We start from the raw sequence: 19,042 nt of genomic DNA, 5'->3' as shown, positions 1-19,042 counted from the left end.
AACTGCGCCGCCCAATTCGCCGGTTTGTAACCGGCACGTGAGATTTCGAGGAGAAAGCCCATGTTGCATCAGTTGAAAATCAGGACCACGGCCGGGCGCGGCCGTCTGTTCGACAGCATTCTCGACACGGTCGGCGACACGCCGGTCATCCGCATTAACAATCTCGGGCCGGGTCACGCGACGATCTATGTGAAGGCCGAGTTCTTCAATCCGGCGGCCTCGGTGAAGGACCGGCTGGCCCTCAACATCATCGAGGAAGGCGAGCGCAGCGGTAAGCTCAAACCTGGCCAGACCGTCGTCGAGGCGACGAGCGGCAACACCGGCATCGGCCTTGCCATGGTCTGCGCGCAGAAAGGTTACCCATTGGTGGTGACGATGGCCGACAGCTTCTCCATCGAGCGCCGCAAGCTGATGCGCATGCTTGGCGCCAAGGTGGTACTGACGCCGCGCGCCCAGAAGGGCTTCGGTATGTACAAGAAGGCAGTCGAGCTTGCCGAGGCCAATGGCTGGTTCCTGGCGCGCCAGTTTGAGACCGAGGCCAATGCCGCCATTCATGAGGCGACGACGGCGCGCGAGATCATCAATGACTTCGCCGGCTCGAGGCTGGACGTGCTCGTCACCGGCTACGGCACGGGCGGCACGGTGGCCGGCGTCGGCCGCGTGCTGCGCCGCGAGCGGCCGGAGGTGAAGATCGTGCTCGCCGAGCCGGCGAACGCGCAGCTGATCGGCAGCGGCAAGGCCCAGGAGCGCGGCGCCGGCGGCGCGCCGTCAGCCAGCCATCCGGCCTTCGAACCGCATCCTATCCAGGGCTGGACGCCGGACTTCATCCCCAACGTGCTGCAGGAGGCGATCGACCAACGCTATTATGACGAGGTGGTGCCGATCCCCGGTCCCGAAGGCATCAAATGGACGAAGGCGTTGGCGCGGCAGGAGGGCATCTTCACCGGCATCTCCGGCGGCGCCACTTTCGCCGTGGCGCGGCAGATCGCGGGCAAGGCCCCCGCCGGCTCGGTGATCCTGTGCATGCTGCCCGACACGGGGGAGCGCTACATGTCGACGCCGCTTTTCGACGGCATCGAGGCCGAGATGGACGCCGAGGAGACGGCGCTGTCGCGCTCGACGCCGAGCTGCCAGTTCGAAGGCTGAGAACAGAAACGCGACGCCGCCCCCGCATGGCGGCGTCGTTCTTTTATGCGCGGGTTGACCCACGCCGGCGGGAGAGGCGAGATGGATATATTTCCGGAAGCGACCAACGCGGAGGAAACGCTCGATCCGCCGGATTGGGCCGATGTGGGAGAGCTCTCGCACCGAATCCTCGACGATGCCATCGCCTATCTCGAGGATGTCCGCAACCGGCCGGTCTGGTGCGAGATGCCGGCCGAGGTGCGGGCATTCTTCGGCGCACCTTTGCCGCGCTCGCCGGCGCCGGTGGCTGACGTCTATGACGACGTCGCCCGCAACGTGATGCCTTACCCGATGGGCAACATCCATCCGCGTTTCTGGTCCTGGTATATGGGATCCAGCAACTTCACCGGCGCGCTCGGCGATTTCCTGGCGGCGATCCAGGGCTCCAATCTCGGCGGCGGCAACCATGCCGCCGCACTGATGGACAGCCAGGTCGTCAACTGGATGAAGGAGATGGTCGGTTTCCCAGTCTCGGCCAGCGGCACCCTGGTCAGCGGCGGCTCGATGGCCAACATTATCGGACTGACCGTGGCGCGCAACGTCAAGGCGGGCGTCGACGTGCGCGAGCGGGGTGTCGGCGCCATGCCGAAGCCGTTGCGCTACTACGCCTCGGACCAGGTCCATTCCTGTCATCGCAAGGCTGTGGAGGCGCTCGGCCTCGGCAATCAGGCGCTGCGGCGCATCCAGACCGATGCCGGCTTGCGCATCGATATCGCCGCGCTCAAGGCGGCAATCGCGGAGGACCGCGAAGCGGGCTTCAGGCCGGCCTGCGTGATCGGCACCGCCGGCACCGTCAACGCCGGCGCGGTCGACGACCTGCGGGCGCTGGCGAGCGTGGCGGCCGAAGAGGATCTCTGGTTCCATGTCGACGGCTGCATCGGCGCGCTCATCGCGATCGCGCCTAAGAACCGATCGCTCGTCGCCGGCATCGAACAGGCGGATTCGATCGCACTCGACCCGCATAAATGGCTGCACGCGCCGTTCGAAGCCGGCTGCGCCTTGGTGCGGGACGCATCCCAGCACCGCAACACGTTTGCCGTGACGCCGGAATATCTGGAATCGACGCCGCGGGGCCTGGCCTCCGGAGAGTGGCTGCACGATTATGGGCTTCAAACGTCGCGCGGCTTCCGTGCGCTCAAGATCTGGATGGCGCTGAAGGAGCATGGCGTCGAGAAGTTCGGCCGCCTGATCGACCAGAACATCGCCCAGGCCCGCCACCTCACCCACCTCATCGAGGCGGAGCCGGCACTCGAACTGATGGCGCCGAGCACCATCAACATCGTCTGCTTCCGCCATCGCCTGGATGGGGCATCCGAGGAAAAGCTCAAGGCGTTCAACACCGAGATCATGCTTAGACTTCAGGAAGAGGGAATCGCAGCCTTATCCGATACCACGGTGCAGGGCCGGCACTGCCTGAGGGTGGCGATCGCCAATCACCGCACCCGCCGCAGCGATCTTGATCTGCTGGTGACGGAGATACTCCGGCTGGGACGGGAAATCGAGGCCGCGATACCGGTCTGAAGCACGCTCGGGCAGCTGTCTCAGCTTACCGTCAGCGCGGCGCCCGGTAGATAGAGCATGATCGGCCGGATCTCGTAGACGGCGGTGGGGTTGACGCGCTTGAGATCTCGCGCCGCGGCAATCGCCTCGTCCTGGGTCGCGCAGTCGAGGACATAGAGGCCGAGCAACTGCTCCTTGGTCTCGGCGAAGGGACCGTCGATCACCAAGCCGTCGCCCGGACCGCGCAACGTCACGGCCTTGGCCGTCGCGCCGAGCCTGGCCGCGGGCCCGAGCTTGCCCTCGCGCGTCAGCCTGTCGTTGACCTCGAGCAGGTCTTTCATCAGCGCCGCATCCTCATCGGGCGACCAGGACTGCACGGTGTCTTCGACATGATAGGCAAGGACGGCGTAGAACATGGGTGGATTTCCCTCATGACCAGGCGGGCCGCACTATCACAAGGATGGTTCGGCTGATCCAGTGGCGCCAGTGGCGGACAGAGCCCACTCCTGACTCAAGCTGCCAGCGGCAGCCGCAGCTCCGTCAACAGCCCGCCACCGGGGTAGTTGGAGAGATCTACCTCGCCGCCGGCGGCGCGCGCGATGTTGCGGGCGATGGTGAGACCGAGGCCTAGACCGCCGGTCGTGCGGTTGCGCGATTTCTCCAGCCGCACGAAGGAGCCGAACACCGCGTCCAGCTTCGCCTGCGGGATGCCGGGGCCCTCGTCGCGGATCGAAAGCGTGATCATGTCGCCCGATCGCCGCACGCCGAGATGCGCCTTTTTGCCGTAAGTCACCGCGTTCTGGATAAGATTGGTGACGCAGCGCCGCAGCGCCACCGGCCGCGCGACGCAGATCAGGCCGCGCGACGGGACCACGCCTTCGTCGAAGTACGCGCCGTCGAAGGAGTCCGCCACCGATTCCACCAGCGACCAGAAATCGATCCGCTCGACCTTTTCCTCTGTCACCTCGAATTTGGCGAAGTCGATGACCGAGCTGGCGATGCTTTCGATGTCGGCGAGGTCGTGCGCCAGCGCCTCGCGCGCGGGCGACCTGCGCAACAGTTCGAGGCGCAGGCGCATCCGGGTCAGCGGCGTGCGCAGATCATGCGCCAGCGCTGCCGCGAGATGCTCGCGGTCCTCGACATAATCGCGCAGCCGCATCTGCATGGCATTTATCGCCTTTGCGGCCGCGCGGATCTCGCGGCTGCCGCTTTCGGCGATCGGCGGGCTTTTCAGATCGTTGCCAATGCGCGTCACCGCCGTTTCCATCATCCGGTAGGGCGCGGTCAGCCGGCGCAGCGACCAGATCGACATGATGATGATCAAGCCGGCGATCAGTGAGTAAAGCGGCAGGCTGTCGAGGCTCAGAATCGGTCCCGCCGGCGTGATCGGTTCGGTGAAATTCAGCCACTGCCCGTCGGAAAAGCGCAGCGAGGCGGTCAGCTTGTCGCTTTGCGCGAAATCCGCGCCCAAGACCAGCAGGTCGCGCTCGACCTGGCCGACATCCTTGTTCACCGCCTGCCCGTCTGGGACGTCGGCTTCCTGGGTGGCCGGATCGCGCCGCACGCGCGCGTCGGTCACGCCGAATTTCGACAGGCGGCCGACCAGGATGTCCTCAAGCTCGGCCAGCTCGTCATCGCCGGCGATCGAAGAGGTGACGGCGGGCGTGTCCGAAACCGTCAGCGCATAGGTCGAGTTGAACAGGCCGGAGGCGGTCGCCTTGCGCTCTTCGGGCGTGGCGTCATGCATCAGCTGCACCAGCGAATAAGCGCGGTCGTTCAACCGGTAGAGATCGACGACGCCGTTGGCGGCGGCCCGATCGCGCGCAACGATGTAAAGCGTCGTCACCTGGCTCAGCATGAGACCGGCAATGACGATGAGCAGCACCCAGACTGGCAGGGTCTGCGGCAGGAAGCGTCTCATTCGGCCGTCGTCTCGGGCAGGAACTGATAGCCGCCGCTGCGCACGGTCAGGATCAGTTTCGGCGTTTTCGGATCGTCTTCCATCTTGCGGCGCAGCCGGCTCACCAGAATGTCGACGCTGCGGTCGAAGCTGTAGCCGGTGTCGCCGCCGGACAGCTCGATCAGCTGCTCACGGGTAAGCACGCGCTGCGCGCTCTTGACGAAGGTCTGCAGCAAGTTGAACTCCGCCATCGTCAGCTCAACCCGCACGTCGTCGGGCGCCGTCAGGCGGCGGCGCGCGCAGTCCATGGTCCAGCCGGCAAAGCGGTAGATCTGCTTGATCGTGGGGCGACGCGGCTCGGCGCTGCCGTTGCGCCTCAGCACGGCGCGGATGCGGGCCAGAAGCTCGCGCGGATCGAAGGGCTTGGGCACGTAGTCGTCGGCGCCCATTTCCAGGCCCACCACGCGATCGGTCGTTTCCGTCACCGCGGTCAGCATGATGATGGGCGTGGTGTAGTTGGCACGGATCTCGCGGCAAAGCTCAAGCCCGCTTTTGCCGGGCAGCATCACGTCGAGAATGATCAGGTCCACCGGCGTGCGGCGCAGGATCGCTTCCATCTCGGTGCCGTCGCCGGCAACCGTCGTTTGCAGCCCGCGCTTCTGGAAGAACTCCTGCAGCAGGTCGCGTATGCCCTTGTCGTCGTCGACGATCAGTATGTGCGCATCGGATTTCACTCGAAACCTATCATTCTCTTTGCCGGCTCTTGCTGGATATCCGTTCGAGACAACCCACACGATAGAATTCGGGCCACATCTTGGCCAGTGGCCGCGATCGCCGCGTAGGGCGGATTCCTCAGAAACAATCCAGAAACAAAATTCTATAGTTGGGAAAAACTGGTGAAAAATTTCAAGGGCATAAACGGTGCCGTGGCGGTCAGGTCATCGGCTGCGACGCGAGTTTCCGGAGTAACGGACAAGACCAATGCAGAGGTTCTGGATCAGCGTGATGGGTGCTTTGCTCAGCATATCGCTCATCACAGCCGCGGACGGCGCCTCCACCGCAAAGGTCGTCGCTCCGCTCACCCGGACCGAGCGCTGCACCAATCTGAGCCGTCAGGTTGACGAAGCTCTCGAAACCCATGCCGCGGCAACGCAGGTCACCGCGGCGAAAGCACTGCAAAGAAGGGGAAACCGGTTCTGCGCCAACAAGAAGCAGGCACAGGGAATCCGGATGCTCGCAAATGCTTTGAAGCTGCTTGGAGTGGCACCGATCGATCCCGTTCAGTGACACCCACCCAGACCCGCAAGAAAAAGGAAATGAAGCCATGAAGAAGTCCATCCTCTCCGCCCTCGGCCTCGGTGTTGCTCTCGCCTTCGCGATGCCGGCGCTCGGCAACGCCGCCGCCACGACGACGGCTGCCCCGGCTGCTTCGACCGCGACCACCACGGCTGCTCCGGCGGATAGCACGGCTGCGAAGCCGATGAAGAAGGTCGCTGCCAAGAAGGCCTGCAAAGTGACCGAGACGCACAAGTGCCCGGTCAAGAAGAAAGCGTCGGCTGCGAAGCCCGTTGCTGCGAAGCCGGCTGCCAAGAAGCCCTGATCCAGCGCTCTGCGCCACTAGACGAAGCCGCTCCGGTCGATTTCGGCAGGGGCGGCTTGCTTGCGGCAGGGAGCCCGAAACCAGCAGTTTTCCACCGCGCTCAAGTCCTATCCTTAACCCGATCGCAATGCCGGTGCTGTAGGACAGTCCGCATGAAGAAGCGGTTTTCGTCCCTGATGCGTTCGCTGACCCTCGGCGGCCTGATCGCCACCGCGGCGGCACGATCGTTGATCATCTTTACCGCAAGCCCCGTGCCGGATCCCGCCAGCGGCAGGACCGAGCCCGAGCTGTTCGCTCCGCTGATCTCTTCAAGCTTCGACTACATCACGCCGGCGCAGTCCTGGGTCCTGATCCTGCTGACCGGTGCGACCGTGATCGGCTTTGTCGGCTGGATGTTCTTCGCCTTCGTCGAACGCGGCTCCGACATGGATGGCGGTGCAGGTTCCGGCAGATCGGGCACCGCGTTGCGCCGCCAGGGCCGTTGACCTTCGGCAGTGATTCCCCAAATAGGGCTGATGGTCCAAGCCGGCATTACCCGCGCGTGGAATTGGACGTATATTTGCTGCGTGACAGAATGAGAGCGAGAGAGCCCAGTTCTCGCTGGTGGATCCGATGCCCGAAACCGTCCTCAAACCCCGCACTAAGACGCAGCCGAAAACCGAGCGGCCGAAGCTCTACAAAGTCATCCTCGTCAATGACGATTTCACGCCGCGCGAGTTCGTGGTGACGGTGCTCAAGGGCGAATTCAAGCTCAGTGAGGATCAGGCGCATCGCGTCATGATCACCGCGCATACGCGCGGCGTGTGCGTCGTCGCGGTGTTTACGCGCGATATCGCCGAGACCAAGGCGACGCGGGCGACCGACGCCGGCAAGGCCAAGGGCTATCCGCTGCTGTTCACCACAGAACCGGAAGAGTAGGGGCAGGCGCTTTCCCTTCTCCCCTTGTGGGAGAAGGTGGCCGCGAAGCGGCCGGATGAGGGGTGCTCCAGGGAACGCCGACGCCTCACTCCGCTGGAACACTCCTCATCCGTCTCGGCGCTGCGCGCCGATCCACCTTCTCCCACAAGGGGAGAAGGAAGAAGGTGGCGTCACCGCCCTTCGCGATACCACATCGAGCCGATGGCGAGCAGCAGGAGGCCGAGGCCGAGGAAGCCGCCGAACAGCGGCACGCGCGACACGGCCTTGAGCGTGCTGTCGTCGGTGGTGCGCAGGCCGATCCAGTCGTCGCCCGACGCGGCCGCTGAAGAGCGGACGGGAACGATCGACGGCAGTGTCAAGCCGCCGGCGAGATTGCCGAGCGTCGACGACGGAGCCAGCCGCCGCACGCTGCCGCCGGTCGCCTCGGCGGGCGCCTTCAGCCGATCCTCGGTCGAGATCACGTCGGAAAATTCCGGCGCGTTGATCGGGCCGACATGGGCAAGCGCGGTAAGGTCGCCATTGCCGATCTGATAAAGGCCGATCTCGCCGGTCTGCAGGCTGCCGGTGAAAATGCCGGGCTCGGCTTTCTCGAGCTTCACCGCCACCGCCTTGCCGGACGGCGTGATGACCTGGGCGGGACCGGGATCATCGCTCATCGTCTGGCGGCGGATTTCGAGCATCATGCCGCGGCCGTCGGCGGTTAGCCGTTCTTCTTCCAGTTCCGGCTCCTTCATCAGCCAGTGGGCGATGCGGCGATAAAGCTGGACATGCGGCCCGCCGCCCTCGAAGCCGCGCGCCCACAGCCAGCCCTGATCGGACAGGAGCATGCCGACACGGCCCTCGCCCTTGCGAGCGAGCAGGAGCAGGGGCCGATCGTCGGCGCCTTTCATCACCGCTTCGCCTTCCGGGTTCTTGACGCCGATGGTGCGGAACCATCGGCTCCAATGCGGCGGCTCGCTTGCCGAGCCGTCGAGCCCGCGCGTCACCGGATGGCGCTGGCCGAGATCGGTCAGGCGCGGGTAGAAGGCCTTGTCCACCACCTCGCCGGTCGGCATGGCCGGCAGCGCGGCGTTGAGCGGCGTGCGGGCGATGGAGTTCTCGCCGGCATATTCGGGGCCGGCGGCAATCAGCAGCGCGCCGCCCTTTTCGACATACTCGGAGATGTAGTCGTAATAGAGGATCGGCAGCACGTCGCGGTGCTGGTAGCGGTCGAAGATGATCAGATCGAAATCCTTGATCTTCTCGACGAACAGCTCGCGCGTCGGGAAAGCGATCAGCGACAGCTCATTGATCGGCGTTCCGTCCTGCTTTTCCGGCGGACGCAGGATCGTGAAGTGGACGAGATCGACCGACGCGTCCGACTTCAAAAGGTTGCGCCAGGTGCGCTCGCCGGCATGCGGTTCGCCGGAAACCAGGAGCACGCGAAGGTTCTCGCGGATGCCGTCGACCAGGGCAATCGCCCGGTTGTTGGCGTCGGTCAGCTCGCCGGGTTCCCGATCGATGCCGAGTTGGACGATGTTGCGGCCGGCATTGGGTATCGTGACCGAGAGCTTCATCGGCTGGCCGACCGTGGCGTGCTCGACCGAGACCTGCTCGCCATTGACCGAGACGCGCACGTCCACCGGAGCGCCGTCGCCTTCCGTCGAGATGACGCGGTAGGTCATGTCGAGCGGCTTGCCGACGAGACCGAAGCGCGGCGCGTTCTCGAAGCGGATGCGGCGGTCCTTCTCATGCTCGTTGCCGGTGATCAGCGCATGCAGCGGCGCGTTGAACTCCGGCGCGCCGGCAGGCGCATCATGCACCTCGCCGTCGGTGATCATGACGGCACCGCCGATGCGCGACGGCGGCACGTCGCGGAAGACGCCTTCCAGCGCGCTGAACAGCCTGGTTTCGGTGCGCTCGTCGGCGGCTTCGGACTTGCCGGCCTCGACGACACGGACATCGAACTGCTTGAAGCGGGCAAGACGCTGCTGCAGGCCGGCCAGCGCCTCGTCGGTCTGCTTGGTGCGGTCGCCGATGTCCTGGCTCTGGCTGCGGTCGACGACGAGGGCGACGACGCTCTTCAGCGCCTCGCGTTCCTCGGCGAGGAAAACGGGATTGAGCAATGAAGCGGCGAGCGCGAGCAGCGCGATGAAGCGCAATGCCGAGCCGCGCTGGCGGAACCACAGGCCGACCAGCGCCAGCAAAAGCAGCGGCACGAAGAGCAGGCCGAAGAGCGGCCAGGAGAGAAGCGGTTCGAATGAGATGGACCAGTTCATGATCTACTGCCCCAGCCGTTCGAGCAGCACCGGCACATGCACCTGATCGGATTTGTAGTTGCCGGTCAGCATGTACATCATGATGTTGACGCCGGCGCGCAGTGCGTAGATGCGCTGCATCGGATCCGGCGGCACGGTCGGCAGCATCGGATCGCCGTTCTCGTCGATGGCCCAGGCGCCGGCGAAATCATTGGCGGTGATCATGATCGGCGAGACGCCGTCGCCGGTGCGCACGGGGCGGTTCTCGGTGTTGCTGGCGTCGAGCGAGGCCTCGACCCAGAGCGGGCTGCCGTTGAAGCGGCCGGGGAACTCCGGAAGGATGAAGAAGGATTTGGTCAGCACGTGGTCCGACGGCACCGGCTCTAGCGGTGGCACGTTGAGATTGCCGAGGATGTCGCGCAGCCGCTCGGTCGCCGGGCTTGCCGAGCCGGCGCCGATGCCGTTCGAAAACTGGTCGCGCGTATCGAACAGAACCGTGCCGCCCTGCTGCATATAGGCGTCGATGCGGGCGATCGCCGCCTGGCTGGGCATAGGCGCCGTCGCATCGACCGGCCAATAGATCAGCGGGAAGAAGGACAGCTCGTCTTTGGCGATGTCGACGCCGGCCGGCGGGCCGGGCTCGAGCGCGGTCTTCTCGATGAGGAAACGGGTGAGGCCCTCGAGGCCGGCGCGGCTGATCGAATCGACGCCCGGCTCGCCGGTGATGACATAGGCGATGCGGGTTTTCGAGATATCCTCGATCGCCTGGGTGTCGCCGGGCTTGGAATCGTCGGCGCGGGCAAGATCGGCATGGCCGAAGAGGCCGCCCAGCACGACCAGAACGGCCGCGGCGGTCGCCGCCGTGCCTGCGCGGCGCGGCCGGCGCGCCAGCAGGCCGCCCATCCAGAACACGGCCAAAGTGTCGAGCACCATCAAAAGCAGCGCGATGGCGACCAGCGGCCCTTTGAGATTCTCCGATTCATCGAAGGCATAGGGGATAGCTGTCACCGGCAGCGAAACCTGCGGACGGACCAGCGGCGTGAACGTGCTCGACGCATCGAGCAGATTATGTGCGAAGACGCCCGTCTCGGAGCCGTAAAGGCCGGGCGGATTCTCCAGCGTCACCGGCAGCGGACCGGCGCCGGGCACCAGCGGTCGGGCATCCGGCGAGGGCGGCGTCAGCATGCCGTCGGCGCTGATCATGCGGTAGGGCGCGAGCGACGCGGCGGCGGCTTCGGCATTGGCGATCGCGGCGCCCTGGTTGCGCGACAATTGCACGACACGCCGCAGCATTTCGACGAAGCTGCCGGAGATCGGCAGGTTCGACCAGGTCGCCTCAGGCGTGACATGGAAGAGCACCAGCGTGCCCTTGTCCTTCTTCATGCCCGTCACCAGCGGCGTGCCGTCGGCAAGCGTGGCCCAGGTACGCTCGACGATGTCGGGCGTCGGCTCGGCCAGGACCTGCCGGCTCACCGTCACCTCGGAGGGTGGGGAAAGATCGGCGAAGGGACCGCTCTTCGGGAATTCGGTCACCGCCTGCGGCGTCGTCCACGACAGCGCGCCGCCCAGCGCGCGCTCGCCGCTGCGCAGCCTGACCGGCAAAAGGTCGTCGTCATTGCCGGCCGCGGCAAGGCGGGGACCGGCAAAGCGCACCAGCGTGCCGCCCTTGTCGACCCAGTCGACCAGCCGCTGCTTGACCTGGGCCGGGATGGTGCCGACATCGGCCATGATGATCATCGCCGGCTTCTGGTCGAGAAGCTGTGGAATAGCGTCGGCGAGATCGGCGCTCGACGGCTCGACCAGATCGGCAAAGGGCTGCAGGGCGCGGCGAATGTAATAGAGCGGCGACAGAAGCGGCTGCGCCTGGTCGGCTTCGGCCTGCGACAGAAGGCCGACGCGGCGGCGTTTCGAGCTCTCGTCCAGCACGCGCACGGCGCCGGCCTGGTGCTCGCCGTCGAGCGCGATCGAAGCGAAGTCGTTGCGTAGCTCGAAGGGAACCGCCATCGTCCCCGTGGCGGTGGTTTCGCCCGGCGCGAAGGTCAGCGTCGCATCGGCGATGCGGCGGCCCTTGTCATCGAAGGCGCCAGCGGTGACCTGCGCCGGCGCCGGATTGCCCGGCGCGCGAATGGCGCTCAAAGCGAAACCATCGACCTGGTTGTCGGCGCCGATCAGGCCGGTCACGGAAGGCCGATCGGACGTGGCCCAGACCAGCCGTGTCGCATTCTTTTCGAGCAGCGTCTTGAAAGCGGCCTCATCGCCTTTGGCGGCAAGCCCATCGGCGAGCACCGCAACGCTGGCGCCCGGCAGGCGCTCCAACGCGGCGGCGACGCGGGCGTAGACGGCGGGCCTGTCGGTAGGAATCGGCCGCGGCTTGGCGGCGCGCAGGTGATCGAGCGCGCCCGAAGCGTCGAAAGGGCCGATCTCGGCATTGGGCTTCTCGGCGGTGAAGGCGATCACGACCGGCACGCCGTTCGAGCCGGCGTCGGCGATCAGCCGCTCGGCGGTGGCGACGCGCTTGTTCCAGTCGGCGGCGCTCGCCCAGCCATTGTCGACGACAAGCGCCAGGGCGGCGCCCTCCGCCGGCAGTTTTTCGCGCGGGTTGAAGACCGGCTCGGCCAGCGCCATCACGATGAGCGCCGCCATCAGCAACCGAAGCAGCGTCAGCCACCACGGGCTTTGCTGCGGGGTTTCTTCGCGCCTCAGGACCCGGGCGAGGATTCTCAGCGGCGGAAAAACTTCCGTTTGCGGCCTGGGCGGGGTGAGCCGCAGCAGCCACCAGATCACCGGCAGGGCCAGAAGGCCCCACAGCACCATGGGCGCCCCGAACGAAAGCGGCAGCCAGCTCATGCGACCGCCCTTCCGAAATTGGTGCCGTCGGCGGTCATCGCCATGTGGACGCGCACCAGCGCCTCGGAGGCGAGGCGGTCGGTGTGGTTGACGGTGTAGCTCCAGCCGAGACGCTTGCACCAGGCGGCCAGTTCGTCGCGGCGGGCCCGGTAAAGCAGGCGATATTCCTCGGCCAGCATCTCGGCGCGGCCGGCGGTCAGCTTGTCGCCGGTCTCGGGATCGGTGAACTCGGTGCGGCCGGCATAGGGGAAGGTTTCCTCGGCCGGGTCGGCCACCTCGATCAGATGCGCGCGCACGCCGTGGCGGGCGAGCACGTCGAGCCAGGCCATGGTTTCCTCAACCGGATCGAGGAAATCGCTGACCAGAACGATGTCGCAGAAACGGCGGATGGCCGACAGATCGGGCTTGGCCGGAAGCGCGGCGGCGTGGCTGAGCTGGGCGGCGATCCGCTCGGCGCCGTTGCGGGCGGTGAACGGATCCGTCAGGCCCGGCCAGGCGATGCGCTCGCCGCTGCGCGACAAGAGCTCGGCCAAGGCGAGCGCCAGCACCAGCGCGCGCGATTGCTTGGAGACGCTTGCCGCGGCGGATTTGTAGAGCATGGAAGGCGAGGGGTCGGCCCAGAGCCAGACGGTGTGCGCGGCTTCCCATTCGCGGTCGCGCACATAAGTATGGTCGTCTCTCGCGGAGCGGCGCCAGTCGATGCGCGAGGAATCGCCTTCCACATAGGGCCGGAACTGCCAGAAGTTCTCGCCGATGCCGCGCTTGCGGCGGCCATGCCAGCCGGCGATCACCGTGTTGACGATACGGCGCGCCTCGACCAGCAGGTCCGGCACCAATGAAGCCCGCAACCGGCCACGGGCGAGCGCGTCGCGCGTCGCAACCGGTGCCTGGACCTCGCCTATTCGACCCATCAGATGCCTTTTGCCAGCTTCGCCACCACGTCGCGCACGGAAGTGCCTTCGGCGCGGGCGGCGAAAGTCAGCGCCATGCGATGCTGCAGCACCGGTTCGGCCAAGGCGCGAACGTCGTCGACCGAAGGCGCCAACCTGCCATCATATAGGGCGCGGGCGCGGGCGCACAGGGTGAGCGCCTGGCTGGCGCGGGGACCTGGCCCCCAGGCGACGTGCTTGTCCGTCTCGGCATTGCCCTGGCCCGGCCGGGCCGAACGCACCAGCTTGAGGATCGCCTCGACGACGCTTTCCGGCACCGGCATGCGGCGGATCAGCGTCTGGATTTCCCTCAGCCGTGCCGGCTGCAGCACATTGTCGGCCTTGGCTTCGTCGACGCCGGTCGTTTCGAGCAGGATGCGGCGTTCCGCCTCGATCTCGGGATAGAGGATGTCGACCTGCATCAGGAAACGGTCGAGCTGAGCTTCGGGGAGCGGATAGGTGCCTTCCTGTTCCAGCGGGTTCTGCGTCGCCAGCACGTGGAAGGGCGCCGGAAGGTCGTGGCGGGCGCCGGCGATGGTGACGTGATATTCCTGCATCGCCTGCAGCAGCGCCGATTGCGTGCGCGGCGAGGCGCGGTTGATCTCGTCCGCCATCAGCAATTGCGTGAAGATCGGCCCGGAAATGAAGCGGAAGGACCGCTTGCCGAACTCGTCCTGCTCCATCACCTCGGAGCCGAGAATGTCCGACGGCATCAGGTCGGGCGTGAACTGGACGCGGCGCGAATCGAGGCCGAGCACGATGCCTAGTGTCTCGACCAGCTTGGTCTTGGCGAGGCCCGGCACGCCGACCAGCAGCGCATGACCGCCGGCCAGCAGAGCCACCAGCGAGCGCTCGACGACCGCCTCCTGGCCGAAGATCACCCTGCCGACCGCGTCGCGGATCCTGGAGATATCGGCCAGCGCCTTTTCGGCTTCCTCGATCATCGCTTTTTCGCTGATCGGGCTTTCCTTGATCATCACGCTCATGCCGTTCGATCCTTGTGGTTGGAAATGCCGGCCTGCACTCTCGATGCCGCAGAATGCCGCGATTCGGCCTCACCTGGCGCCTGTAATTGAACTTAAATCACAGACTCGGGCGGACAAGGCTGACAATCGGGACAACAGTGACTATTTCGTGACCATGGCCGAACGCAGCGAACATCGTGAACAAACGCCCGACGAACAGAGCGCTGGCGAGCACAGCTTGAGCAAACAGAGCCTGATCGGCGCCACAGAGGCGCGCGGCCTTGAGGCGCTGATCTCCCGCGCGGCCCGGGCCGGCAAGGGGCCGGCGCCGGTCGAGCGCTGGAATCCGGAGTTCTGCGGCGACCTCGACATGGAGATCAAGGCCGACGGGACCTGGTTCTATCTCGGCACGCCGATCGGCCGCATGCCGCTGGTGCAGCTCTTTTCCAGCGTGTTGCGCAAGGATGCCGACGGCAAGACCTATCTGGTGACGCCGGTCGAGCGGGTTGGGATCCGCGTCGTCGACGCGCCCTTCATCGCCGTCGAAATGAACGTGTCCGGGAGCGGGAACGACCAGGTCGTCACCTTCCGCACGAATGTCGGCGATGTCGTCGCCGCCGGCCCCGGCCATGCGCTGCGCTTCGTCGACGAGGACGAAACCGGCGGACTGAAACCCTATGTGCTTGTGCGCGGACGACTGGAAGCGCTGTTGGCGCGTCCGGTGATGTATGAGTTGGTCGAGCATGGCGAGGAGATCGACATCGGCGGCAAGGCGATGTTCGCCATTCGCTCGGGCGGAGAGGTCTATCCGATCATGCCGGCCGAGAAACTGAAGCGGCTGAGCGCGTGATGGACCAGGTTACGCCGGCGGCGTTTTCGGTCGCGGATTTTCGGGCGCGCGTCGCGGCGCAAGCGGCGATCGTCCCCGGCGACGAATTCGGCGATCATCGCTTCAATCCCGGCCATCCCAGGCTCAAACACATCAAGCCGCTGCGCGACGCGGCGGTGCTGATTCCCGTGGTCGACCGCGCCGAGGGCGCCATGGTGCTGCTCACCAAGCGCGCCGAGAAACTGCGCAGCCATTCCGGCCAGGTGGCCTTTCCAGGCGGCACCATCGATGCGACCGATGCAAGCCCCGAGGCAACCGCTTTGCGCGAGACCTTCGAGGAGATCGGCCTCGAACGGGATTTCGTCGAGATCATCGGCCGCATGCCCGACTACGTCGCCGGCAGCGGCTACCGCATCGTGCCGGTGCTTGCCATCGTGCGCCAGGGTTTTTCGCTGACGCTCAATGCCGATGAGGTCGACGCGGCTTTCGAGGTGCCCCTGAGTTTCCTGATGGATCCGGCCAACCACGCGCGCGACAGCCGCATGTGGAACGAGCTCGAATGGTTCTTCTACGAGATGCCCTATGGCGGCCAGCGTATCTGGGGCGTCACCGCCGGCATAATCCGCACGCTCTATGAAAGGCTTTATGGTTGACCGCTGAGGCGTCACTCTCGGGCAAGGCCGATTGGCTGGCCGACAAGCATCTGCAGAAGCTTCTTGCCGCGCTGAAGCAGGGCGGCGAGGAAGCGCGTGTCGCCGGCGGCGCGGTGCGCAATGCGCTGATCGGCCAGCCGGTCGCCGACATCGACATCGCCGCAACTACCGTGCCCGAGGAAACGGTCCGGCGCGCGGAGGCGGCCGGTTTCAAGACGGTGCCGACAGGCATCGAGCATGGCACGATCACGGTGATCGCCGGCGGCAAGCCTTATGAGGTGACGACGCTCAGGGCCGATGTCGAGACCGACGGCCGGCGGGCAAAGGTGATCTTCGGGCGCGATTGGAAAGCGGACGCCGAGCGGCGCGACTTCACCATCAACGCGCTCTACGCCGAAGCGGACGGCACGGTCGTCGATCTCGTCGGCGGCGTCGCCGATATAGAGGGGAGGCGGCTGCGTTTCATCGGCGACGCGGAGGCGCGCATCCGCGAGGATTATCTGCGCATCCTGCGCTTTTTCCGTTTCTTTGCCTGGTATGGCGACGGACGGCCGGACGCGGAAGGGCTGAAGGCCTGTGCCAGGCTGAAGGACGGACTTGCCCGGCTTTCGGCCGAACGCGTCTGGTCCGAGCTGAAGAAGCTGCTGTCGGCTCCAGATCCCTCGCGCGCGCTCTTATGGATGCGCCAGGCAGGCGTGCTCACCGCCGTGCTGCCGGAAAGCGAGAAGTGGGGCATCGACGCCATCCATGGCCTGGTCAAAACTGGAAAAGATCTCGGCTGGGCCGCCGATCCTGTGCTGAGGCTGGAGGCGATCGTCCCGCCCGATGCCGTGCGCATGAAGACGCTTGGCGAGCGGCTGCGATTGTCGAACGACGAGGCCGGCCGCCTGCGGCATTGGGCACTGACCATCGCGCCGGATGCCAAGGCGACGGAGACCGAGCTGGCCAAGAAACTCTATTACGGCGACCGCAACGGCTATATCGACCGCATTCGGCTGGCGCTTGCCGCCGCGCGGACACGCGCAGTCGAGGACAATCAGGCGATGATGGAAGCCGGCGGCTTTTCACGCCTGCTCAATTTCACGCTGAAATGGGAGAAGCCGGTGTTTCCGATAAAAGGCGCCGACCTGACCGCGCTTGGCGCGTCGCCAGGACCGAAGCTCGGCGCCACGCTGAAGAACCTCGAGAAGGAATGGGTCGAGTCCGGCTTCACCCTGGAACGCGGCGCGCTGGTGGAACGCGCCGCGCAGGCGCTGGAGAGCTAGACGGGCCGGAACGGCCGGTGCCTGTCAGTGTATGGCCACAGGAGCGAGAGCGCGCGAGAGACTTGCTTCGCCCTTGCCGTAGACGGACGGGTCGTAATTGGCCAGCGTGTCGGTGCGGGCCGTATTGAGCAGGTCGTTGGTGATCTGGACGGGCGTCGCCTTGGTGAACTTGCTGCCGATGATCGCAGCATAGCCGGAGATGATCGGCGCGGCAAAAGACGTTCCGTAGAGCCCGGTCTTGTCACCCTCGACGCCGACCACCAGGAAGTGGCTCTGCACAGCCTGGTCGGAGCCGGCATAATTGGAATACCAGGCGAGCTGGGCCTTGTTGGCTGTGGTTCCGTTCGTCGACAGCGCGCCGACGAAGATCGCGGTCGGTTTGCCGATCAAAGCAAGGTCGAGATAGTCCTGCTGGCCACCAGTGACCCCGCCAACAGCGACCGCGTCGTTGCCGGCCGCCTTCGAGACGATGGCCGAACCTTTGGTGGCGTAGGAAATGATCGAGGACTCCTCTGGAGCCCACCAGATCTGGTTCGCGCTGTAGCCCGCGGTTGTGTACATGCCGTAGCTCAGGTTCAGCACATTAAGGCCGCGTGCCAGCGAAACGGCCGTGCCGGTCGAGAAATCCTTGGAGCGGATGGTCGCGGCGGGAGCAATCATGCTTGCTTCCTCGCGCGTCCATTCGCCGTGTCGCTGGGTCTGCACGCCGATCCCGAAATTGCCGGAAAAGCGCGAGGTGCTGCTGAAGTCGTCGACCATCGTGATGGTGACGCCCTTGCCCTTGTAGCCGGCGGCCCATGCCGCGCCGACGTCGGGGCTCATCCAGTTCTGTACCGTTTGCGTCGTGCGCGCGACCGGTATCTTTGCGCTCACGCAGATGGAGCCGCCGCCATGGCAGAGCGCCGCCGTCTCGTCCGCGCCGAGGCCCTCCTGCGCCGAGGCAATGGGCGCCGAAAGGATGGCAAGGGCGGCAACGAGGCCGAATTTCAGGTGACCAGCAGACATGTTCCAACTCCAGCCAAACAAGAACCAGGACGGGCGATCGCGCGTTTCGGGACGAGATGGACTTTTCATTCGCGGCTCCCGGCGATCAGAAAGTGAGACGATAATTCAGCCACAGATGCATGCTCTCGGGCTTGGCGCTAACCAGGTATTTCAGGGTTTCCTGCGGCGCCATCTCACCGGCCGCGAGCCGGCAATTGACACTGTAGGAGCCCAGATCCCCGTAGTCGGCCAGGCAAGGTTTCTCGGTGAGGTTTCCGCCGATGATCGACGTTACGGACAGCGACAGGGTGCTGTTCGGATTCGGATGCGTCTGGGTGAGGAAACCGAGCTTCAGGCTGGGCCCGATGCTGTATTTGTCGCCTTGTTCGCCGGTCCCGAACCCCCAAAGGATGCCGGTGTTTTCGGTAACCTGGGTGAGCAGGTCGACATGCATGTCTACCCAGTTCGTGTGGTACCATTGGTTGAACGAGACCCAGCTTCCATTCTGCAGCTCATAGCCGCCACCGCCGAGGCCTCGGGCACGGTCGCTCAGCGGCGACCCCTGATGCATGCCGATCAGCGAGGTGGTCATCATTTCCTGGGCGGTCGCGGGAGACGCGCCGAGACATGCGCACAGCAGCAGCGCCGCCTCGCACGATGTGCCCCTCTTGCCGGATCGTTCGCGCATGCGCGAAACACCTCGCCCCACCGATCCGGTCAGCGCCTTGGGTGGCGGCGAGTTTCTCGGCCAGCCCTGCAGCCGGATCATTTGCCCGACGGTGGCACGAATTCCGTTACCGCAAACTTAAATGAGACGACTCGAATATAAGTATCTGTTTGAAATGCCGGGCCGGTCCGGACCTTCCGGGATCGACTCAGGCAAATTGGTTCGCAACTCGCGATGGAACATGCTCAGGCCCTGAGCCGTCCTGATTTCGCTGCCGGTCGATCTGTTCGAAGGTGAGGAGTCCCTCAGGCCGCGTCGCGAACCTTCTGGATGCGGGAGCGTATCGCCTCGATCATCGTCTCGCGGATGACGGTCTCGCCATGCGTCTCGCGCATGTGCTCGACGGCACGGCGCATCACCTCGGCTTCTTCCTCGGCGCGCGTATGCCAGTCGCAGCCGGGGACAAGCGACCCGCATTGGAATTCCTTCATGGGACTTTCCTTTCCTCGTTCTGCTGGAAAACCATAACACATGCGACCGGTTTCGGTTGCATCGCAGCCCGC

Annotated in this window: 19 protein-coding genes; 9 read left to right on the top strand and 10 right to left on the bottom strand. The window is 65.5% G+C overall.

Annotation, left to right across the window (positions count from 1 at the left end; translation table 11 throughout):
* The first annotated feature begins 60 nt into the window (after positions 1-60).
* Together FJ423_RS02035 and FJ423_RS02030 are read left to right on the top strand one after the other, a co-directional pair.
* On the top strand, positions 61-1,146 hold the full coding sequence (locus tag FJ423_RS02035; protein WP_140838746.1) for a pyridoxal-phosphate dependent enzyme: 1,086 nt from the start codon (positions 61-63) through the stop codon (positions 1,144-1,146).
* 81 nt (positions 1,147-1,227) lie between these two features.
* Positions 1,228-2,706, top strand: a complete 1,479-nt coding sequence (locus FJ423_RS02030) for a pyridoxal-dependent decarboxylase (protein WP_140838744.1) — start codon at positions 1,228-1,230, stop codon at positions 2,704-2,706.
* A 20-nt stretch (positions 2,707-2,726) separates the two neighbouring features.
* Here FJ423_RS02030 and FJ423_RS02025 read toward each other — a convergent pair whose 3' ends face one another.
* From FJ423_RS02025 to FJ423_RS02015, 3 genes are all read right to left on the bottom strand, one after another.
* Positions 2,727-3,101 (bottom strand): YciI family protein, encoded by a 375-nt coding sequence (locus FJ423_RS02025; protein WP_140838742.1) that lies wholly within the window; start codon positions 3,099-3,101, stop codon positions 2,727-2,729.
* A gap of 95 nt (positions 3,102-3,196) precedes the next feature.
* Positions 3,197-4,606: an ATP-binding protein gene (locus tag FJ423_RS02020; protein WP_140838740.1), complete on the bottom strand. Its 1,410-nt coding sequence runs from the start codon at positions 4,604-4,606 to the stop codon at positions 3,197-3,199.
* Positions 4,603-5,319, bottom strand: coding sequence for a response regulator transcription factor (locus tag FJ423_RS02015; RefSeq protein WP_140838738.1), 717 nt, complete (start codon positions 5,317-5,319; stop codon positions 4,603-4,605). The genes FJ423_RS02020 and FJ423_RS02015 overlap by 4 nt, the downstream gene beginning before the upstream one ends.
* Before the next feature lie 247 nt (positions 5,320-5,566).
* Between FJ423_RS02015 and FJ423_RS02010 the strand changes: the two genes are divergently transcribed.
* From FJ423_RS02010 to clpS, 4 genes are all read left to right on the top strand, one after another.
* Complete coding sequence (locus FJ423_RS02010) at positions 5,567-5,872, top strand: hypothetical protein (protein WP_095766486.1); 306 nt, start codon at positions 5,567-5,569, stop codon at positions 5,870-5,872.
* A 37-nt stretch (positions 5,873-5,909) separates the two neighbouring features.
* Complete coding sequence (locus FJ423_RS02005) at positions 5,910-6,185, top strand: hypothetical protein (RefSeq protein WP_140838736.1); 276 nt, start codon at positions 5,910-5,912, stop codon at positions 6,183-6,185.
* 152 nt (positions 6,186-6,337) lie between these two features.
* The gene (locus FJ423_RS02000) at positions 6,338-6,670 is read left to right on the top strand and encodes a hypothetical protein (protein ID WP_140838734.1); all 333 of its coding nucleotides are present in this window, start codon (positions 6,338-6,340) and stop codon (positions 6,668-6,670) included.
* 127 nt (positions 6,671-6,797) lie between these two features.
* Positions 6,798-7,103, top strand: a complete 306-nt coding sequence (clpS, locus tag FJ423_RS01995; RefSeq protein WP_140546186.1) for an ATP-dependent Clp protease adapter ClpS — start codon at positions 6,798-6,800, stop codon at positions 7,101-7,103.
* A 170-nt stretch (positions 7,104-7,273) separates the two neighbouring features.
* Here clpS and FJ423_RS01990 read toward each other — a convergent pair whose 3' ends face one another.
* Genes FJ423_RS01990 through FJ423_RS01975 form a run of 4 tightly spaced genes read right to left on the bottom strand, consistent with a single transcriptional unit; the run spans position 7,274 to position 14,102 of the window.
* Positions 7,274-9,361 carry a hypothetical protein gene (locus FJ423_RS01990; protein ID WP_140838732.1) on the bottom strand — a complete coding sequence of 696 codons (2,088 nt, stop codon included), beginning with the start codon at positions 9,359-9,361 and terminating at the stop codon, positions 7,274-7,276.
* A 3-nt stretch (positions 9,362-9,364) separates the two neighbouring features.
* Positions 9,365-12,187 carry a DUF4159 domain-containing protein gene (locus tag FJ423_RS01985; RefSeq protein ID WP_140838722.1) on the bottom strand — a complete coding sequence of 941 codons (2,823 nt, stop codon included), beginning with the start codon at positions 12,185-12,187 and terminating at the stop codon, positions 9,365-9,367.
* On the bottom strand, positions 12,184-13,098 hold the full coding sequence (locus tag FJ423_RS01980; RefSeq protein ID WP_140838720.1) for a DUF58 domain-containing protein: 915 nt from the start codon (positions 13,096-13,098) through the stop codon (positions 12,184-12,186). Before FJ423_RS01980 ends, FJ423_RS01985 begins: the two co-directional genes overlap by 4 nt.
* A complete protein-coding gene (locus FJ423_RS01975) occupies positions 13,098-14,102 on the bottom strand; it encodes a MoxR family ATPase (RefSeq protein ID WP_140838717.1) in 1,005 nt (334 codons plus the stop codon). Before FJ423_RS01975 ends, FJ423_RS01980 begins: the two co-directional genes overlap by 1 nt.
* A gap of 43 nt (positions 14,103-14,145) precedes the next feature.
* Here FJ423_RS01975 and FJ423_RS01970 point away from each other — a divergent pair, with 43 nt between their 5' ends.
* Genes FJ423_RS01970 through FJ423_RS01960 form a run of 3 tightly spaced genes read left to right on the top strand, consistent with a single transcriptional unit; the run spans position 14,146 to position 16,828 of the window.
* The gene (locus FJ423_RS01970) at positions 14,146-14,931 is read left to right on the top strand and encodes a DUF1285 domain-containing protein (RefSeq protein ID WP_224524592.1); all 786 of its coding nucleotides are present in this window, start codon (positions 14,146-14,148) and stop codon (positions 14,929-14,931) included.
* Positions 14,931-15,563 carry a CoA pyrophosphatase gene (locus tag FJ423_RS01965; RefSeq protein ID WP_140838715.1) on the top strand — a complete coding sequence of 211 codons (633 nt, stop codon included), beginning with the start codon at positions 14,931-14,933 and terminating at the stop codon, positions 15,561-15,563. Before FJ423_RS01970 ends, FJ423_RS01965 begins: the two co-directional genes overlap by 1 nt.
* On the top strand, positions 15,560-16,828 hold the full coding sequence (locus FJ423_RS01960) for a CCA tRNA nucleotidyltransferase (protein WP_140838712.1): 1,269 nt from the start codon (positions 15,560-15,562) through the stop codon (positions 16,826-16,828). The genes FJ423_RS01965 and FJ423_RS01960 overlap by 4 nt, the downstream gene beginning before the upstream one ends.
* Before the next feature lie 24 nt (positions 16,829-16,852).
* Here FJ423_RS01960 and FJ423_RS01955 read toward each other — a convergent pair whose 3' ends face one another.
* The 3 genes from FJ423_RS01955 to FJ423_RS01945 form a co-directional block, all read right to left on the bottom strand.
* Complete coding sequence (locus FJ423_RS01955; protein WP_095766496.1) at positions 16,853-17,833, bottom strand: S8 family serine peptidase; 981 nt, start codon at positions 17,831-17,833, stop codon at positions 16,853-16,855.
* 85 nt (positions 17,834-17,918) lie between these two features.
* Positions 17,919-18,581, bottom strand: coding sequence for a hypothetical protein (locus FJ423_RS01950; protein WP_224524597.1), 663 nt, complete (start codon positions 18,579-18,581; stop codon positions 17,919-17,921).
* Positions 18,582-18,784: 203 nt separating this feature from the next.
* Positions 18,785-18,970 carry a DUF1059 domain-containing protein gene (locus FJ423_RS01945; RefSeq protein WP_095766497.1) on the bottom strand — a complete coding sequence of 62 codons (186 nt, stop codon included), beginning with the start codon at positions 18,968-18,970 and terminating at the stop codon, positions 18,785-18,787.
* Positions 18,971-19,042 lie beyond the last annotated feature (72 nt).

Origin of the sequence: Mesorhizobium sp. B2-8-9 (assembly GCF_006439475.1) — a bacterium.
In the GTDB taxonomy this organism is placed as follows: domain Bacteria; phylum Pseudomonadota; class Alphaproteobacteria; order Rhizobiales; family Rhizobiaceae; genus Mesorhizobium.
Note: the sequence above shows the minus strand (reverse complement) of the source record. Positions and strands in the feature narration are given on the sequence as shown.

Bases quoted from the DNA above. Each gene is read 5' to 3' on its own strand.
- FJ423_RS02035 (WP_140838746.1), top strand. From the start codon at position 61: ATGTTGCATCAGTTGAAAATCAGGACCACGGCCGGGCGCGGCCGTCTG.
- FJ423_RS02030 (WP_140838744.1), top strand. From the start codon at position 1,228: ATGGATATATTTCCGGAAGCGACCAACGCGGAGGAAACGCTCGATCCG.
- FJ423_RS02025 (WP_140838742.1), bottom strand. From the start codon at position 3,101: ATGTTCTACGCCGTCCTTGCCTATCATGTCGAAGACACCGTGCAGTCC.
- FJ423_RS02020 (WP_140838740.1), bottom strand. From the start codon at position 4,606: ATGAGACGCTTCCTGCCGCAGACCCTGCCAGTCTGGGTGCTGCTCATC.
- FJ423_RS02010 (WP_095766486.1), top strand. From the start codon at position 5,567: ATGCAGAGGTTCTGGATCAGCGTGATGGGTGCTTTGCTCAGCATATCG.
- FJ423_RS02005 (WP_140838736.1), top strand. From the start codon at position 5,910: ATGAAGAAGTCCATCCTCTCCGCCCTCGGCCTCGGTGTTGCTCTCGCC.
- FJ423_RS02000 (WP_140838734.1), top strand. From the start codon at position 6,338: ATGAAGAAGCGGTTTTCGTCCCTGATGCGTTCGCTGACCCTCGGCGGC.
- clpS (WP_140546186.1), top strand. From the start codon at position 6,798: ATGCCCGAAACCGTCCTCAAACCCCGCACTAAGACGCAGCCGAAAACC.
- FJ423_RS01990 (WP_140838732.1), bottom strand. From the start codon at position 9,361: ATGAACTGGTCCATCTCATTCGAACCGCTTCTCTCCTGGCCGCTCTTC.
- FJ423_RS01985 (WP_140838722.1), bottom strand. From the start codon at position 12,187: ATGAGCTGGCTGCCGCTTTCGTTCGGGGCGCCCATGGTGCTGTGGGGC.
- FJ423_RS01980 (WP_140838720.1), bottom strand. From the start codon at position 13,098: ATGGGTCGAATAGGCGAGGTCCAGGCACCGGTTGCGACGCGCGACGCG.
- FJ423_RS01975 (WP_140838717.1), bottom strand. From the start codon at position 14,102: ATGAGCGTGATGATCAAGGAAAGCCCGATCAGCGAAAAAGCGATGATC.
- FJ423_RS01970 (WP_224524592.1), top strand. From the start codon at position 14,146: ATGCCGCAGAATGCCGCGATTCGGCCTCACCTGGCGCCTGTAATTGAA.
- FJ423_RS01965 (WP_140838715.1), top strand. From the start codon at position 14,931: ATGGACCAGGTTACGCCGGCGGCGTTTTCGGTCGCGGATTTTCGGGCG.
- FJ423_RS01955 (WP_095766496.1), bottom strand. From the start codon at position 17,833: ATGTCTGCTGGTCACCTGAAATTCGGCCTCGTTGCCGCCCTTGCCATC.
- FJ423_RS01950 (WP_224524597.1), bottom strand. From the start codon at position 18,581: ATGATCCGGCTGCAGGGCTGGCCGAGAAACTCGCCGCCACCCAAGGCG.
- FJ423_RS01945 (WP_095766497.1), bottom strand. From the start codon at position 18,970: ATGAAGGAATTCCAATGCGGGTCGCTTGTCCCCGGCTGCGACTGGCAT.